General features: G+C 68.3%; 16 protein-coding genes. 13 read left to right on the top strand and 3 right to left on the bottom strand.

All coding sequences use genetic code 11. The features are described from left to right. The first annotated feature begins 18 nt into the window (after positions 1–18). The 3 genes from LMF57_RS03415 to LMF57_RS03405 are packed head-to-tail and all read left to right on the top strand — an operon-like array spanning position 19 to position 2,028. Entirely contained in the window at positions 19–579 is a 561-nt protein-coding gene (locus tag LMF57_RS03415) for a nucleoside deaminase (protein WP_117309586.1), read from the top strand. Then, a complete protein-coding gene (gene rlmM / locus LMF57_RS03410; protein WP_229290841.1) occupies positions 563–1,630 on the top strand; it encodes a 23S rRNA (cytidine(2498)-2'-O)-methyltransferase RlmM in 1,068 nt (355 codons plus the stop codon). Before LMF57_RS03415 ends, rlmM begins: the two co-directional genes overlap by 17 nt. Further along, the gene (locus LMF57_RS03405; protein ID WP_229290838.1) at positions 1,630–2,028 is read left to right on the top strand and encodes an EF-hand domain-containing protein; all 399 of its coding nucleotides are present in this window, start codon (positions 1,630–1,632) and stop codon (positions 2,026–2,028) included. The genes rlmM and LMF57_RS03405 overlap by 1 nt, the downstream gene beginning before the upstream one ends. A gap of 110 nt (positions 2,029–2,138) precedes the next feature. On the opposite strand, the gene LMF57_RS03400 is transcribed toward LMF57_RS03405, so the two are convergent. Both LMF57_RS03400 and ubiH read right to left on the bottom strand, forming a co-directional pair. Further along, positions 2,139–3,320 (bottom strand): UbiH/UbiF family hydroxylase, encoded by a 1,182-nt coding sequence (locus tag LMF57_RS03400; protein WP_208082843.1) that lies wholly within the window; start codon positions 3,318–3,320, stop codon positions 2,139–2,141. Then, positions 3,317–4,522: a 2-octaprenyl-6-methoxyphenyl hydroxylase gene (gene ubiH / locus LMF57_RS03395; protein WP_229290835.1), complete on the bottom strand. Its 1,206-nt coding sequence runs from the start codon at positions 4,520–4,522 to the stop codon at positions 3,317–3,319. The genes LMF57_RS03400 and ubiH overlap by 4 nt, the downstream gene beginning before the upstream one ends. A 108-nt stretch (positions 4,523–4,630) precedes the next feature. Between ubiH and LMF57_RS03390 the strand changes: the two genes are divergently transcribed. The 10 genes from LMF57_RS03390 (at position 4,631) to LMF57_RS03345 (ending at position 14,499) form a co-directional block, all read left to right on the top strand. Beyond that, complete coding sequence (locus LMF57_RS03390; protein ID WP_229290829.1) at positions 4,631–5,215, top strand: hypothetical protein; 585 nt, start codon at positions 4,631–4,633, stop codon at positions 5,213–5,215. Positions 5,216–5,223: 8 nt separating this feature from the next. Next, positions 5,224–5,778 (top strand): cob(I)yrinic acid a,c-diamide adenosyltransferase, encoded by a 555-nt coding sequence (locus LMF57_RS03385; protein WP_025877925.1) that lies wholly within the window; start codon positions 5,224–5,226, stop codon positions 5,776–5,778. A 6-nt stretch (positions 5,779–5,784) separates the two neighbouring features. Next, on the top strand, positions 5,785–6,723 hold the full coding sequence (locus LMF57_RS03380) for a histone deacetylase family protein (protein WP_117309580.1): 939 nt from the start codon (positions 5,785–5,787) through the stop codon (positions 6,721–6,723). Positions 6,724–6,812: 89 nt separating this feature from the next. Continuing rightward, entirely contained in the window at positions 6,813–9,314 is a 2,502-nt protein-coding gene (gene lptD, locus LMF57_RS03375; RefSeq protein ID WP_229290827.1) for an LPS-assembly protein LptD, read from the top strand. After that, complete coding sequence (locus tag LMF57_RS03370; RefSeq protein ID WP_117309578.1) at positions 9,311–10,654, top strand: peptidylprolyl isomerase; 1,344 nt, start codon at positions 9,311–9,313, stop codon at positions 10,652–10,654. The genes lptD and LMF57_RS03370 overlap by 4 nt, the downstream gene beginning before the upstream one ends. 3 nt (positions 10,655–10,657) lie before the next feature. Continuing rightward, on the top strand, positions 10,658–11,638 hold the full coding sequence (pdxA, locus tag LMF57_RS03365; RefSeq protein ID WP_229290826.1) for a 4-hydroxythreonine-4-phosphate dehydrogenase PdxA: 981 nt from the start codon (positions 10,658–10,660) through the stop codon (positions 11,636–11,638). Then, a complete protein-coding gene (gene rsmA, locus LMF57_RS03360) occupies positions 11,635–12,438 on the top strand; it encodes a 16S rRNA (adenine(1518)-N(6)/adenine(1519)-N(6))-dimethyltransferase RsmA (protein ID WP_025877916.1) in 804 nt (267 codons plus the stop codon). Before pdxA ends, rsmA begins: the two co-directional genes overlap by 4 nt. Positions 12,439–12,451: 13 nt before the next feature. Beyond that, positions 12,452–12,835 carry a Co2+/Mg2+ efflux protein ApaG gene (gene apaG, locus LMF57_RS03355; protein WP_025877914.1) on the top strand — a complete coding sequence of 128 codons (384 nt, stop codon included), beginning with the start codon at positions 12,452–12,454 and terminating at the stop codon, positions 12,833–12,835. Between the two features lie 15 nt (positions 12,836–12,850). Continuing rightward, complete coding sequence (locus tag LMF57_RS03350; RefSeq protein ID WP_229290823.1) at positions 12,851–13,858, top strand: symmetrical bis(5'-nucleosyl)-tetraphosphatase; 1,008 nt, start codon at positions 12,851–12,853, stop codon at positions 13,856–13,858. Then, the gene (locus tag LMF57_RS03345; RefSeq protein WP_229290820.1) at positions 13,855–14,499 is read left to right on the top strand and encodes a DUF1287 domain-containing protein; all 645 of its coding nucleotides are present in this window, start codon (positions 13,855–13,857) and stop codon (positions 14,497–14,499) included. The genes LMF57_RS03350 and LMF57_RS03345 overlap by 4 nt, the downstream gene beginning before the upstream one ends. Positions 14,500–14,547: 48 nt before the next feature. Here LMF57_RS03345 and LMF57_RS03340 read toward each other — a convergent pair whose 3' ends face one another. Next, entirely contained in the window at positions 14,548–15,039 is a 492-nt protein-coding gene (locus LMF57_RS03340) for a dihydrofolate reductase (RefSeq protein ID WP_229291353.1), read from the bottom strand. Positions 15,040–15,043: the final 4 nt, after the last annotated feature.

The raw sequence follows: 15,043 nt of genomic DNA, 5'->3' as shown, positions 1-15,043 counted from the left end.
CAACGAGGCACCCCCGCGATGCTGTACGCGCAAGTCCACCTGACCCTTCCCGCCTGGATCCACGACCAGATCGACCTGGATCGTCGATATCCGGGCGACGAGGCCAAGGTCGCGCTGGCGATCGAGCTGTCGCGGCTGAACGTCGACCACGCCAGTGGCGGCCCGTTCGGCGCCGTGGTGTTCGGGCCGGATGACAAGGTGATCGCTGCCGGCGTGAACCGGGTGATGCCGCATTCGACCTCGCTGGCGCACGCCGAGAACATGGCCTACATGCTGGCCCAGCAGCGCCTGCAGACCCCGCGCCTGAACGCGGTGCTGTCGCCGGTCACCCTGGCCACCAGTTCGCAGCCATGCTGCCAGTGCTACGGCGCCACCGTGTGGGCCGGCATCGACCGCCTGCTGATCGGCGCCAGTTCGGCCGACGTGGAAGAACTGACCCCGTTCGATGAAGGCCCGCTGCCGGCCGACTGGGTGGGCGAGCTCAACAAGCGCGGCATCGACGTGGTGCAGGGCCTGAACCGGGATGCGGCGCGCAGCGTGCTGCGTGCCTATGGGGAGAGCAATGGCGCCCGTTACTGAGGCCGGCATCGGCCTGCTGTGCCTGTGCCGGCAGGGCTTCGAGCCCGAGCTGGCCGGCGAACTGCAGTTTCGCGCAGGCGCCGCCGGTTTTGCCGGCTACGCCCGTACACAGCGCAACGACGGCTACGTGCTCTTCATGTGTGATGAAGCCGCAGCGCTTGCACCGCGATTGCCGTGGCACGAGCTGATCTTCGCCCGCCAGAAGCTGGTGGTGCTGGCCGAGCTGCCACAGCTGGACCCGGCCGACCGCATCACGCCGATGCTGGACGTGCTGGCCGATGCGCCGCGCTTCGGTGATCTGTGGGTGGAACACCCCGATTCGGATGCCGGCAAACCCTTGTCCGGGCTCGCGCGTGCCTTCGGCAACGCCCTGCGCCCGGCGCTGCGCAAGGCCGGCAAACTCAGCGACAAACCCAATGCACGCCTGCCGCGCCTGCACGTGGTGTTCGTCGATGGCACGCATGCCTTCATCTGCGTGGCCAACCCGGACGACAGTGCACCTTGGGCGTTGGGCATTCCGCGCCTGAAGCTGTTGCCCGACGCGCCTTCGCGTTCGGCATTGAAGCTGGATGAAGCGCTGCTGACCCTGCTCGCCCCGGAAGAACGCGAAGCGCTGGTCCGTCCGGGCATGCGTGCGGCCGATCTGGGCGCGGCACCCGGCGGCTGGACGTGGGTACTGACCCGCCAGCACGTGCATGTGCTGAGCATCGACAACGGTCCGCTGCGCCAGCACGTGCTGGACACCGGTCTGGTCGAGCACCTGCGCGCCGATGGCTTCCATTGGCACCCGGAGCAACCGCTGGACTGGATGGTCTGCGATATGGTCGAGCAGCCGCGTCGCGTCGCCGAACGCATGGCCACCTGGTTCCGCGAGGGCTGGTGCAGGCACGCGATCTTCAACCTGAAGCTGCCGATGAAGAAACGCTGGGAAGAAACCCGCCTGTGCCTGGACCTGTTCCAGGAGCAGGCCGGCAAGCCGCTGGTGGTACGTGCCAAGCAGCTGTACCACGACCGTGAGGAAATCACGGTGCTGGCGTCGCCGCTGCGCTGATGGACATCCCGCGCATTTCCCTGCTGCTGTGTACCGCGGTGCTGGCAGTGCCGGCACTGGCACAGCCGGCGCGCCCGCAGCCGGCACAGAGCGCCCCGCTGCGCGATGACAGCGGCGTGGTCCGCCAGCAGTCACTGTCGGCCGCCCGCGTGACCGGCAGCGTCGACATCGTGTTGCCGCTGGGCGAAACCCCGGTAACGGTGCGCTCGCTGGCGCCGGCCAGCGTGGTCGGCCAGTACCGCATCCATTTCGCCGAGCTGGACGTGAACGCTGATGGTTTCATCAGCCGTGACGAAGCACTGGCCAATCCGGCGCTTTCCGATGAGTTCAACGCATTGGACAGCAAGCGCCGCGGCAAGCTGGACCGCGCTGACCTTGCCGGTTGGCTGATCGATTGACCCGATTCCGGTAGCGCCGGGCCACGCCCGGCGGGATCGGTGAACCGCGCTGCGCGCTCGCCGGGCATGGCCCGGCGCTACCGGCGGATGACCGCGCGCGGCGCCGTCGGTCACACCCCTGCGGCGCGCTTCCAGAAGGCCTGCACCAGCGGCGGCCACTTGCCTGCGCAGCCCAGCGCGCGGCCACGCGCCAGGGTCAGGTGCATCTCGTCGTTGGAGAACAGCCGGTTGATCGCGTCGAAGCTGTAGGCGGCGATCTGGTTGTCGCTGCGACGCTCACGCGCCCAGCGCTGCACGCGCTGCGGCGACAACCGGGGTTGTCCGCGCCGTTCGGCCGATGGCGCCAGCCAGTGCTGCAGGGCGGCAACATCGCGCAGGCCGAGGTTGACGCCTTGCCCGGCCAGCGGATGCACCACGTGGGCGGCATCGCCCAGCGCCAGCACGCGACCGGCCACGTAGTGGCGGGCCAGCTGCCGGCGCAGCGGGAAGGCCGCGCGCGGCGAGGCCAGCCGCAGCTCACCCAGGCGCGCGGCGAAAGCGCGGGTCAGTTCACGATTGAATGCGTCTTCGTCCAGGGCCAGTACGCGTGCCGCCTCGTCGTCGGGCAACGTCCAGACGATGGAACTGCGGCGCTCGGCCACCGGCAACAGCGCCAGCGGACCGGTCGGCAGGAAACGCTGCCAGGCCGTGGCCTGGTTGGGCAGCTCGCTGTCCACATAGGCGACCACACCGCGCTGCTGGTAGTCGTGGCGTTCGACGTCGATCCCGGCCAGTCCGCGCAGGGTCGATTCAGCGCCATCGGCGGCCACCGCCAGTGCGGCTTCGATGCGACGACCATCATCCAGGCGCAGGCGCACAGCGTGCTCGTCCTGTTCAAGCGCTTCCACGCGCGCCGGGCAATGCAGCTCCACGCCAGCTGCCGGCAGCGCCGCCCACAGGCGATCCTGCAGCAAGCCGTTCTCGACGATGAAACCCAGCTCGCGACGGCCGAAGCGGTCCGCGTCGAACAGCAGGTCGTCGCCACCGGCCGCGTCCCACACCTGCATGCGCCGGTACGGCCAGGCGCGCGCCTGCGCGATCGTCGGCCACACGCCGAGGCGCTCAAGCAACTGCACGTTGTCGGCGGCGAAGGCGAACACCCGCAGATCCGGCTGTGCGGCCTGCCAGGGTGCCGGTTCACGCCCTTCCACCAGCGTTACGGCAAGGCCGGCATCGGCCAGCGCCAGCGCACAGGCGGCGCCGACCACACCGCCGCCAACGATGGCCACGTCCAGGCGTGCGCGCCGGTTCATGCGGCTTCTCCACGGCACAGGCGCGGCACATCGCCACGGAAGCCCATCGCACCACCGACCAGCATCGACTGCACCGAGGCGCGCTGTGCGGCCACCAGGCCCAGGGTGCGCAGCGGGCGCAGCAGCGGCGCCGGATTGCTGGTCAGCCGGGCAAGGCCGCCGGAGAACGCCACCGTCTGCCGTCGATCTTCTTCGCGGCGGGCCACGTAGGACCGCAGCAGTGCGTCGCTGCCGGCATCGCCCTCCACTTCCAGCAGCTCGGCCAACGTCAATGCATCGCGCAGGCCGAGGTTGAAACCCTGCGCACCCAGCGGGTGGATGGTCTGCGCGGCATTGCCCAGCAGCACCGTGCGCTCCCCCACCAGCGCGCGCGCCAGTACCTGGATCAGCGGATAGGCACTGCGCGGGCCGGAGTCGAGCAGGCGGCCCGCGCGCCAGCCGATGGCCTGCTGCAGGCGCTGCAGCCAGGCGGTGTCGTCCAGCGCCATCACCGCCTCGGCCTGGTCACGGGCAACACCGTGGACGGTGCCGAAATGACGGTCGCCACGCGGCAGCAACGCCGTCGGGCCGGTATCGGTGAAGCGCTCCCAGGCGGTGCCATCGGGGGCGCGCTGGCTGCGCACGCGGGCCACGAACAGCGTCTGCTGGAAGTCGTGCCGATCAACGTCGATGCCCAACGCATCGCGCACGCCGCTGCTGGTGCCGTCGGCACCGACCACCAGCCGCGCCAGCAGCACCTGCTCGCCGCTGTCATCGGCCACCCGCACCTGGCGGTAGCCGTCAATCACTTCGCCCAGGCCAAGGAAACGCATCGGCCGGTAGCGGCGCAGTCGCGACAACTCCTGCAGCCGGCTTTCCAGCGCCTGGCCGAAATCACGCGCCACCACCACCTGGCCGAACCAGGGCCGGTCGTACGCTGCGGCATCGAGCTGCACACGGCCGAAATCGCCGGCGCGGCTGACATGGATGCGGCGGATGGGGCCAGGGGCCATCGTCAGCTTCTGCATGACCCCCAGCGCGGTCAGCGCGTTGATCGTGGCTGCGGCAAAACTGAGGTTGCGCTGGTCGAACACCGCCGGCAGTTCCCCGGCCGGGCTGGCTTCGAGCAGCCCCACGTCGCGGCCCAGGCGGTCCAGGGCGATGGCCAGGCTGGCACCCACCAGACCGCCACCGACGATCAGCACGTCATGTCGTTCACTCATGGGCGCATGATACGCGCTCGCCGTGCCGGCATGCCCCACGCCGCCGCTCCTGCGCCAAGCGCCGCGCCGGGCTAGAATGAAACCTGAATCCGCCCCGGCCCCACCGCCATGTCCGACTCCGCCCCCCGCGCCTTCGTCCTGTCAGTGCTCGTGCTGTTGCTGGCGGCAACCCGCGTCAATCACTTCGCGGCAATCCCGGATGCCTCCTGGGCGGTGTTCTTCATCGGCGGCTTCTACCTCGCCCGCTGGACCCGCTGGGCGTTCCCGCTGCTGATGGTGTTCGCGGTGCTGGTCGACTGGATCGTTATCCGCAGCAGCGGCCTCGATTTCTGGCAACACTACTGCGTGTCGCCGGGCTACTGGCTGCTGTTGCCGGCCTACTTCGCCATGTGGGCCGGTGGCATGCTGCTGGGCCGCAACTACCGCAGCGCGCACTGGTCGGTACTGGGCAAGGGTGCCTTGCTGCTGGTGGCGTCGGTGGCGCTGTGCCATCTGCTGGCGCAGGGCGGTTTCTACTGGACCAGCCAGAACGTGGCCGAGCCGACCGTGGCCGGCTGGGCACAGAACTACGCCCAGTGGTTCGGCCCCTACCTGCGCACCACTGCGATCTATGTGGCCCTGGCCGCCGCACTGCAGCTGGCCGTGGAGCAGGTGCTCAAGCTCCTGCAGGCCCGCCGCGACATCCAGCACTGAGCCGCGCCATGGGTCATCGCCTCTCGCGCATCTACACCCGCACCGGCGACGACGGCAGCACCGGCCTGGGTGACGGCAGCCGGGTCGGCAAGGATGACCTGCGTGTTGCGTCCTACGGCACCGTCGATGAAGCCAACGCCACGCTCGGCCTGCTGTTGGCGGTGCCGCTGCCCGAGGATGTCCGTGCACTGGTGGTGCACCTGCAGCACCAGCTGTTCGATCTGGGCGCCGAACTGTGCATTCCCGGCCATGCCGCCATCCACGCCGCCGATGTGTCGGCACTGGAACAGCAGCTGGACCACTACAACGCCGACCTGCCGATGCTGAAGGAGTTCATCCTGCCGGCCGGTGGCGAGGCCGCCGCGCGCTGCCACCTCGCGCGCACCGTCGTCCGCCGCGCCGAGCGCGACACGGTCGCCCTGGCCCGCGTGGAACCGGTTCGCAGCGAGGCGCTGCAGTACCTCAACCGGCTGTCAGACCTGCTGTTCGTGCTGGCCCGGGTGCTGGCACGGGCCGATGGCCACGGCGAAGCGCTGTGGCAGCCACAGCATCGCCAGCGCTGAGCCGCCATGCTGGTCTTCTCCCATCCCGCCTGCCTGCTGCACGACCCGGGCCCCGGCCATCCTGAATGCCCGCAACGCCTGCAGGTGGTGCTCGACGCGCTGCACCAGGCCTTTCCCGGGCAGCTGGACTGGCGCGAGGCGCCGCCGGCCAAGTTCGGTGAACTGACCCGGGTCCATGACAGCGCGCTGCTCGACCTGGTGCTGCAACCGCAGAGCGCACCGCTGCGCCAGCTGGACATGGATACCTGGACCTCGCCAGGCTCGGCCAGTGCCGCGGTGCATGCCGCCGGCGCAGGTGTGGCGGCCGTCGATGCGGTGATGCTGGGTGAGGATCCGCTGGCCTTCTGCGCGGTGCGCCCGCCTGGCCACCATGCCACCAGCAGCACAGCGATGGGATTCTGCCTGCTCAACAACGTCGCCATCGCCGCCGCCTACGCCCGCGACCGCCACGGCCTGGAGCGGGTCGCGGTGGTCGACTTCGACGTCCACCATGGCAATGGCACCCAGGACATCTTCCAGCACGACGCCCGGGTGTCCTACTACAGCACCCACCAGGCAGGGCTGTTCCCCGAGTCCGGTCTGCGCCGTGACCGCGGTGCCGGCAACCTGATGAACATCCTGCTGCCGCCCGGCAGTGGCGGCTTCCGCTTCCGCAACGTCTGGGCCGACGAGATGCTGCCGGCGATCGACGACTTCCGCCCCCAACTGCTGCTGATCTCGGCAGGCTTCGACGCTCACCTGCGCGACCCACAGGCGGACCTGATGCTGGAGACCGACGATTTCGCCTGGATCACCCGCGAACTGCACGCGCTGGCGCGCCGCCATGCCGCCGGCCGGGTGGTGTCGATGCTGGAGGGAGGATACGACCTGCAGGCCCTGGCCGAGTGCAGCGTGGCCCACCTGCAGGCACTGATGGCGACACCCTCCGGCAACGGGCCTGGATGAACCCGAACCGGCAGTCCGGGGTGACCTTCATTGCCCCTATGCAAGGGATGGGGCAAGCTACCGTCCGTTTTCGCCCGAATCCGAACCGCGTGCGCCGAGCCCTCCGCCTGCTTCCCCTGCCCCTGAGCATCGCCGTCTGCCTTCCGGCATGGGCTGATGACAAGCCGCTCAACTGGGGCCTTTGCCCGGCCACCGACGTGATCCCTGCGTTCACCGACGCGCCGACCCCGGTGCCCGGCCAGGACAAGGCGGCCGCCAGCGCTGCGCGCGAACAGCAGCCCACCGACATCGAGGGCGACCAGCTGCTGGGCACCACCACCGTGCCGCAGTACCAGGGCAACGTGGCGCTGCGCCGGGGCGACCAGTTCGTCGGTACCGACAAGCTCAGCTTCGATACCGAAAGTGGCAACTATGTCGCCGATGGCAACGTCCGTTACCAGGATTCCTCCATCCGGATGGTCGCCAAGCGCGCCGAGGGCAACCAGGAAAGCGACACCCACAAAATCACCGACATCCAGTACCAGCTGGTGTCCCGCCGCGGCAATGGCGAAGCCGAATCGGTCGACCTGCAGGGCGCGGTCGGGCAGATGCACCGCTCCACCTACACCACCTGCGACCCGTCGCAGCCAGTGTGGCGGCTGACGGCGCCGGAGATCGAAGTCGACAACGATGAGGGCTTCGGTACCGCCCGCAACGCCGTGCTGCGGATCGGCAAGGTGCCGATCCTGTGGGCGCCCTACTTCAAGTTCCCGATCGATGACCGGCGCAAGACCGGCCTGCTGTTCCCGCAGCTGGGCATGTCCGGCCGCAACGGTTTCGATTACGCACAACCGATCTACTTCAACCTGGCGCCGAACTACGACGACACGTTGACCCCGCGTTACATGAGCCAACGCGGCCTGATGCTCGACAACGAGTTCCGCTACCTCTACAACGGCGGCCGTGGTGAACTGCTGACCGCGTACATGCCCAACGACAAGCTGCGCGACCGTGACCGCGGCCGGGTGATGTTCGGCGGCTACCACAACCTCGACGACCACTGGCAGGCCCGCGCCAATCTGGCCTGGGTCAGCGACGAGCGCTACGTGGAAGACTTCGCCAACCGCCTGGTGGGGGTCACCGCGTCGAACCTGCAGAGCACCGTCGGCCTGTACGGCACCGGCGAGAACTGGACGGCCGGCATCATGGCCGACCGCTGGCAGCTGACCGACTACACCCTCAACGAGAGTGCGTTGGCCTACAACCGCCAGCCGCGCCTGTACTTCAACTGGGACAAGCCGCTGCTGCCGTGGCTGGAGACCGGTATCTACGCCGAGGCCGTGCGCTTCACCCACGACGACATCAACTTCAAGTACGGCGCCGAGGCGGGACCGGACCTGCAGTACACCCGCAACGGCAGCCGGCAGACCGACGGCATCGGTGTCAGCGGCGGCTCGCGACTGGACCTGAAACCGTACGTATCGTTCCCGATCAGCGGCGCGGCCTGGTATGTCACGCCGACGCTGGCCTACCGCTATACCGGTTACCAGCTGGACCGTGGACTGGTTGATGGCGTGAACGGCATCCGCGGCCAGATCCTGCGCTCGCAGGGCATCGACCCGGCCACCGCCACCCCCGAACAGCTGCGCGGCAACACCTCACCCAGCCGCAGCCTGCCCATCGCCAGCCTCGACGCCGGACTGTTCTTCGATCGTGAGACGAAGATCGGTGGCAAGTCGTTCCTGCAGACCCTGGAGCCGCGCCTGTTCTACCTGCGCACGCCGTACCGCGACCAGGACGAGCTGCCGATCTTCGATACCCGCGACTTCACCTTCAGCTGGGGCCAGCTGTTCCGCGATTCGCGCTATACCGGCGCCGATCGCCAGAACGACGCCAACCAGCTGACCATGGCGCTGAGCACCCGCTTCATCGACCAGACCACCGGCAAGGAGCGCTTCTCGGCCTCGATCGGCCAGATCCAGTACTTCGACGAATCGCGGGTAAGCGTGACCCCCGGTGGTGCGCCGGTGGAGAAGGGCAAGTCGGCCTGGATCGCCGACGGCAACTACATGATCAACGACCGCTGGACGCTGGGCGCCACCTATCAGTGGGACCCCAAGTACAAGCGCGAGGATCTGGCCAGCGTGCGTGCCCGCTACCTGATGTCCAACGACGGCGTGGTCAACCTGACCTACCGTTACCGCATCAATTCCGGTGCCCCGGCCACGGCCAACAAGCATGACCGCACCCTGCTGGAACAGGCCGACCTGTCGTTCCTGTACCCGCTGAACGAGCGCTGGAGCCTGGTGGGCCGTTATTACTACTCGCTGCAGGACAAGGAACCGCTGGAGATCATCGGCGGCGTACAGTGGGACAGCTGCTGCCTGGCCGTGCGCGCCGTGGCCCGCCGCTACGTGCGCAACCGCGAAGGCGAAATGAACAACTCCATCCAGCTCGAGTTCGTGCTCAAGGGCTTGAGCTCCCTCGGCCAGGACACGGACCGCACTTTGCGCCGTGCTATCCTCGGCTACAACCGCGACGACCTCTATCTCGTGCCGCCCAGCAACACCGGAGCGACCCGCGATGACTACGATCCGAATCAGATCCCATGACCAAGAGCTTCCCCGTTCTCCTCGCATCGCTTCTGGCGGTGTCCAGCGTGTCCGCCCCCCTGCAGGTTCTTGCGCAGGAGGCCCAGCCGTTGGATCGCATCGCTGCTGTCGTCGATGAGGACGTGATCCTGCAGAGCGAGCTCCAGCGTGCGATCGCCAACATCAAGGCACAGTACGCCGGCCGCGAGGCCCAGCTGCCGCCCGATGACGTGCTCAGCCGCCAGGTGCTCGAGCGCCTGGTGCTGGTCAAGCTGCAGGTGGCCCGTGCCCAGGGCAGCGGCATCCGTGTCAGCGACCAGGAACTGACCCAGGCGATGAATGCCATCGCCCAGCAGAACGGCTCGACCCTGGATGCCCTGCGCCAGCGCCTGGCCAGTGACGGCATCGATTTCAACGATTTCCGCGCCTCGGTGCGTGACGAGATCACCGTGCAGCGCCTGCGCCAGAGCTTCGCGCAGAGCCGCATCAGCGTCAGCGAAGGCGAGGTCGATGCGGCCCTGAAGCAGCAGGCCGATGCCGGCAACCAGTTCCACCTCGCGCACATCCTGGTCGCCCTGCCCGACGGTGCCAGCGCCGAGCAGATCGCCACCGGCCAGAAGAAGGCTGACGGCGTGAAGGCCCTGCTGGACAAGGGCGAGCTGGACTTCAACGCGGCGGCCGTGCGCTATTCCGACAGCCCCAATGCCCTGGAAGGCGGCGACCTCGGCTGGCGCACCCTGGATGAAATCCCGGCCGCGTTCGCACAGACGATGCAGCAGATGAAGCCCGGCGAAGTGGTCGGCCCGATCCGCGGCCCGAGCGGCTTCCAGCTGCTGAAGCTGGTGGAAGTGCGAGACGCCAGCGCGGCGGCAGGCACCCATACGGTCACCGAATACCACGGCCGCCATATCCTGGTGCGCGTGGACGATGCCCAGTCCGACGCGGCCGCCAAGGCCAAGATCGACACCCTGCGTGCGCGTATTGCCGGCGGTGCCGACTTCCAGCAGGTGGCCAAGGAATCGTCCGAGGACAACAACAGCAAGGGCCAGGGCGGCGATCTGGGCTGGTTCCCGGCCGACGCGTTCGGCCCGGCCTTCGGCCAGCAGGTGGCAGGCATCCAGGACGGCGGCGTGAGCCAGCCGTTCCGCACCGATGCGGGCTGGCACATCGTGCAGCGCGTGGGCACCCGCCAGACCGACGTCGGCAGTGACAACCAGCGCGCCCAGGTCCGCGAGACCATCGGTCGCCGCAAGCTGGAAGACGAGTACAACCGCTTCCTGCAGGAGCTGCGTGGCGAAGCCTACGTCAGCTTCCGCAGCGGTGACCGGGCGGAAAATACCGCCACGCCTCCGCAGTCCTGAGCCATGCTCCCCGAGCTCGCTCTGGTACCGGGCGAGCCCGCCGGGATCGGTCCGGAACTGTGTGTCCGACTGGTCCAGCAGCCGCGCGATGATTGCCGGCTTCTGGCTTTCGCCGATCCGGACACCCTGCGCGCGGCCGCAGCCGCGCTGGATCTGCCCCTGCAACTGCTGCCCGAGGACGCACAAGCACGCGTCCCCGGCGATCTGCGCCTGCGCGCCGTCGCCAACCGCGCCCCCAGCCGTTTCGGCCATACCGACCCTGCCAACGCAGGTGCGGTGATCGGCGCCCTGCTCGGTGCGGGCCAGGCCTGCCTGTCCGGTGAACTGCACGGCGTGGTGACCGGCCCGGTGCACAAGGCGGTGATCAACCAGGGCGGCATCGCCTACAGCGGCACCACCGAACTGCTGGCTGACCAGGCCGGGGTGAAGGTGGTGATGATGCTGGCCAACGACATCGTCCGCGTTGCCCTGGCTACGACCCACCTGCCGCTGCGCGAGGTCGCCGATGCGATCACCGCGCCCGGCCTGGAACACACCCTGCGCACCGTGCATGCCGCGCTGCGCCGCGAGTTCGGCCTGGCCGCACCGCGCATCGCCGTGCTTGGCCTGAACCCGCATGCCGGCGAAGACGGCCACCTCGGTCGCGAGGAACTGGATCTGGTCATCCCGCTGCTGCAGCGCCTGCGCAGCGAGGGCATGGACCTGATCGGTCCGCTGCCGGCCGATACCGCGTTCCTGCCGGCCAAGCTGGCCGGCTTCGACACCGTGCTGGCCATGTACCACGACCAGGGCCTGCCGGTGCTGAAGTACTCCGGCTTCGAGCAGGCGGTGAACCTGACCTTGGGCCTGCCCTATCCGCGCGTGGCGGTGGACCACGGCACCGCGCTGGATCTTGCCGGCCGCGGCATTGCCGATCCTTCCAGCCTGCAGGCCGCCACAACGCTGTGTGCGCGGCTGGCGCGGCAACGTACACTGAGCACATGACTTCCCCGCATTCCCCCTCCGGCCCGGTGTTTTCCGCCCCGGCCAAGAAGCAGCTCGGCCAGCACTTCCTTGCCGACCGCTACTACATCGACAAGATCGTGATGGCGGTCAATCCCAAGGACGGCGACCGCCTGGTCGAGATCGGTCCGGGCCAGGGTGCGATCACCCTGCCGCTGCTGCGCGTGCACCCGAAGATGACGGTGATCGAGTTCGACCGCGACCTGATCGCGCCGTTGACCGCCGCCGCCGAGCCGCTGGGTGAACTGACCATCGTCAACCGCGACGTGCTGCGGGTCGATTTCACCGAGCTGGCCGATGGACAGCCGATCCGCCTGGTCGGCAACCTGCCCTACAACATCTCCTCGCCCATCCTGTTCCATGCACTGGAACATGCTGCGGTGGTCTCGGACATGCACTTCATGCTGCAGAAGGAAGTGGTCGACCGCATGGCTGCCGGTCCCGGCAGCAAGGTGTTCGGCCGCCTCAGCGTGATGCTGCAGGCCTACTGCGAGGTGACCTCGCTGTTCGTGGTGCCGCCGGGTGCGTTCAGGCCGCCGCCGAAGGTCGATTCGGCCGTGGTGCGCCTGGTACCGCGCGACCCGGCCAGCATCGACATCAAGGACCACAAGCGCTTCGCCGAGGTGGTCAAGGCCGCCTTCGGCCAACGCCGCAAGACCCTGCGCAATGCCCTGAACAACGTGGTCAGCGCCGAGCAGTTCGTGGCCGCCGGCGTGCGCCCCGATGCCCGCGCCGAACAGCTGGACGTGGCTGAATTCATCGCTTTGGCCAATGCCACCTGATTACACTGCCGGTATGGAAGACGCTGACGTTTATGCCATCTCCGTCGAAGTCGCCCCGCGCTTCCTCGACGACCAATCCGCGCCGGAAGACGGTCGTTATGCGTTCGCCTATACGATCCGCATCCACAACCAGGGCCGGGTTGCCGCGCGCCTGGTCGCACGCCACTGGCGCATCACCGATGCCAATGGCCGCGTCGAGCATGTCGATGGCGATGGCGTGATCGGCGAACAGCCGCGTCTGCGTCCGGGTGAAGACTTCCATTACACCTCGGGTGTCATGCTCGGCACCGAGCACGGCACGATGCAGGGCCATTACGACATGGTGGCCGACGACGGCACCGAATTCGCCGCGCCGGTCGCACCCTTCGTGCTGGCCATCCCGCGCACCCTGCACTGACACGGAGGCCGAACGATGAGTGTATGGGCGATCGGCGACCTGCAAGGCTGCTATGACGTAACCCAGCGCCTGCTGGAGAAGATCCGGTTCGATCCGGCGCAGGACACCCTGTGGTTCTGCGGCGACCTGGTCAACCGCGGCGGACAGTCACTGGAAACCCTGCGGCTGGTGCATTCGCTGCGCGAACACAGCGTGGTGGTGCTCGGCAACCACGACCTTTCCCTGCTGGCCGTCGGTGCGCGCACCGAGGAAGAGCAGCGCAAGGTCAACCCGGACCTGCTGCGCATCGTCCAGGCCGAAGACCGCGACGTGCTGCTGGACTGGCTGCGCCTGCAGAAGCTGGTGCACGTGGACCGTGAGCTTGGCTGGATGATGGTGCATGCCGGCCTTGCGCCGAAGTGGACCACGCAGATGGCCGAGAAGCATGCCGCCGAAGTGGAAGTGCAGCTGCACGGCGCCGGCTACCGCAAGCTGTTCCGCAACATGTACGGCGACAAGCCCAGCTGGGCGCCGAACCTGACCGGCTACGAGCGCTCGCGGGCGATCATCAACGTGCTCACGCGCATGCGCTACTGCACCTCGCGCGGCCGCATCGGCATCGAGGACAAGGGCACGCCGGGCACCCAGGAACAGGGGCTGTATCCCTGGTTCGAAGTGCCGGGCCGGGTCGAGCGCGACCTGAAGGTGGTCTGCGGCCACTGGTCCGCGCTCGGCCTGACCATCACCCAGGGCATCCACGCGATCGACACTGGTGCCGTGTGGGGGGGCAAGCTCACCGCGATCCAGCTCGACACCGATGAGCTGCGCGTGGTGCAGGTACCGGGACGCGACGTACCGGCACCGGTCGCCAACGCGCGGCCGCCCGCGCGACCGGCACACGAGCGCACGGCAGGCAAGGACAACAACCAAGGCAACGGCAACGCTGCAACGGCTGGCGCCCCGGGCAACCGTGGTCCGCGCCGCCGCCGCCGCCGTGGTGGTGGTGGTGGTGGCAACAACAACGGAACGCCTCCTTCGGCATGACGCCCGGCAACCGCGCACCATGGACGGTGCTGCTGCTGACGCTGGCCCTGGCCAGCGGCTGCCAGCCCTCATCGTCGCCCGCGACTGCCGGCCACGACGCTGCCGCCGCCCCTGCATCAGCCCCTGCACCGTCGCCGCCACTGGTCGCTGCCGCGCGCGCGCAGATCGGCGTCACCACCCGTTACGACCCTGCCTATCAGGTACTGGCCTACCCCGGTGGCGACGTGCCCGCTGATCGCGGCGTATGCACCGACGTGGTGGTCCGCGCTCTGCGTACGCAGGGGCTGGACCTGCAGGTCCGCGTGAACGAAGACATGCGCGCTGATTTCAGCGCCTATCCGGCCCTCTGGGGCCTGTCCCGGCCGGATCGGAACATCGACCACCGGCGCGTGCCCAACCTGATGCGCTGGTTTGACCGCCACGGCTGGCAGCAACCGATCAGTGGCCTTCCCAGCGACTTCGCCGCCGGCGACATCGTGGCCTGGAAGCTCAACGGCAACGGCCTGCTGCACGTAGGCATCGTTTCCGACCGGCGCCTGGCCGACGGCACGCCGCTGGTACTGCACAACATCGCGCGCGGTACGCGGGAAGAGAACCTGCTGTTCCAGCACACCATCATCGGCCACTACCGGATGCCGTAAAACGATCCTGTAGAGCCGAGCACGGCCGGGCTCTACAGGACGCCGCGCTCAGCGGCGGACGTAATGCACGAAGCGGAACGCGTAGGCGTGACGCTCATCGGCCGGGTGCGGCTCACTGGCCACTTCCTGCCAGAGGCGCTCATCCACGTCCGGGAAATGGGTATCGGCCGGTACTTCGGCATCCACCCAGGTCAGGTACAGATCACTGGCCTGGTCCAGCAGCTGGTGGAAGATCTCGCCGCCACCAATGATGCACAGCTCGCTGGCGCCCTCGCCCTCTGCAATCGCTTTCGCCTCGTCCAGCGAGGCCACCGCGCGCATGCCCTCGAACGGCACCTGGCCGCTGCGGGTCAGCACCAGGTTCGTTCGACCGGGCAGCACGCGGCCAATCGATTCGGCGGTCCTGCGCCCCATCAGAATCGGCTTGCCCAGGGTCAACGCCTTGAAGTGCCTGAAGTCGTCCGGCAGGTGCCAGGGCATGGCGTTGCCCTGGCCGATGCCACGATTGCGATCCAGCGCCACCACCATCGACAGCTTCATCGTA

Source organism: Stenotrophomonas sp. SI-NJAU-1 (assembly GCF_020883215.1).
In the GTDB taxonomy this organism is placed as follows: domain Bacteria; phylum Pseudomonadota; class Gammaproteobacteria; order Xanthomonadales; family Xanthomonadaceae; genus Stenotrophomonas; species Stenotrophomonas indicatrix.
This window is presented reverse-complemented; position numbering and strand designations above follow the sequence as displayed.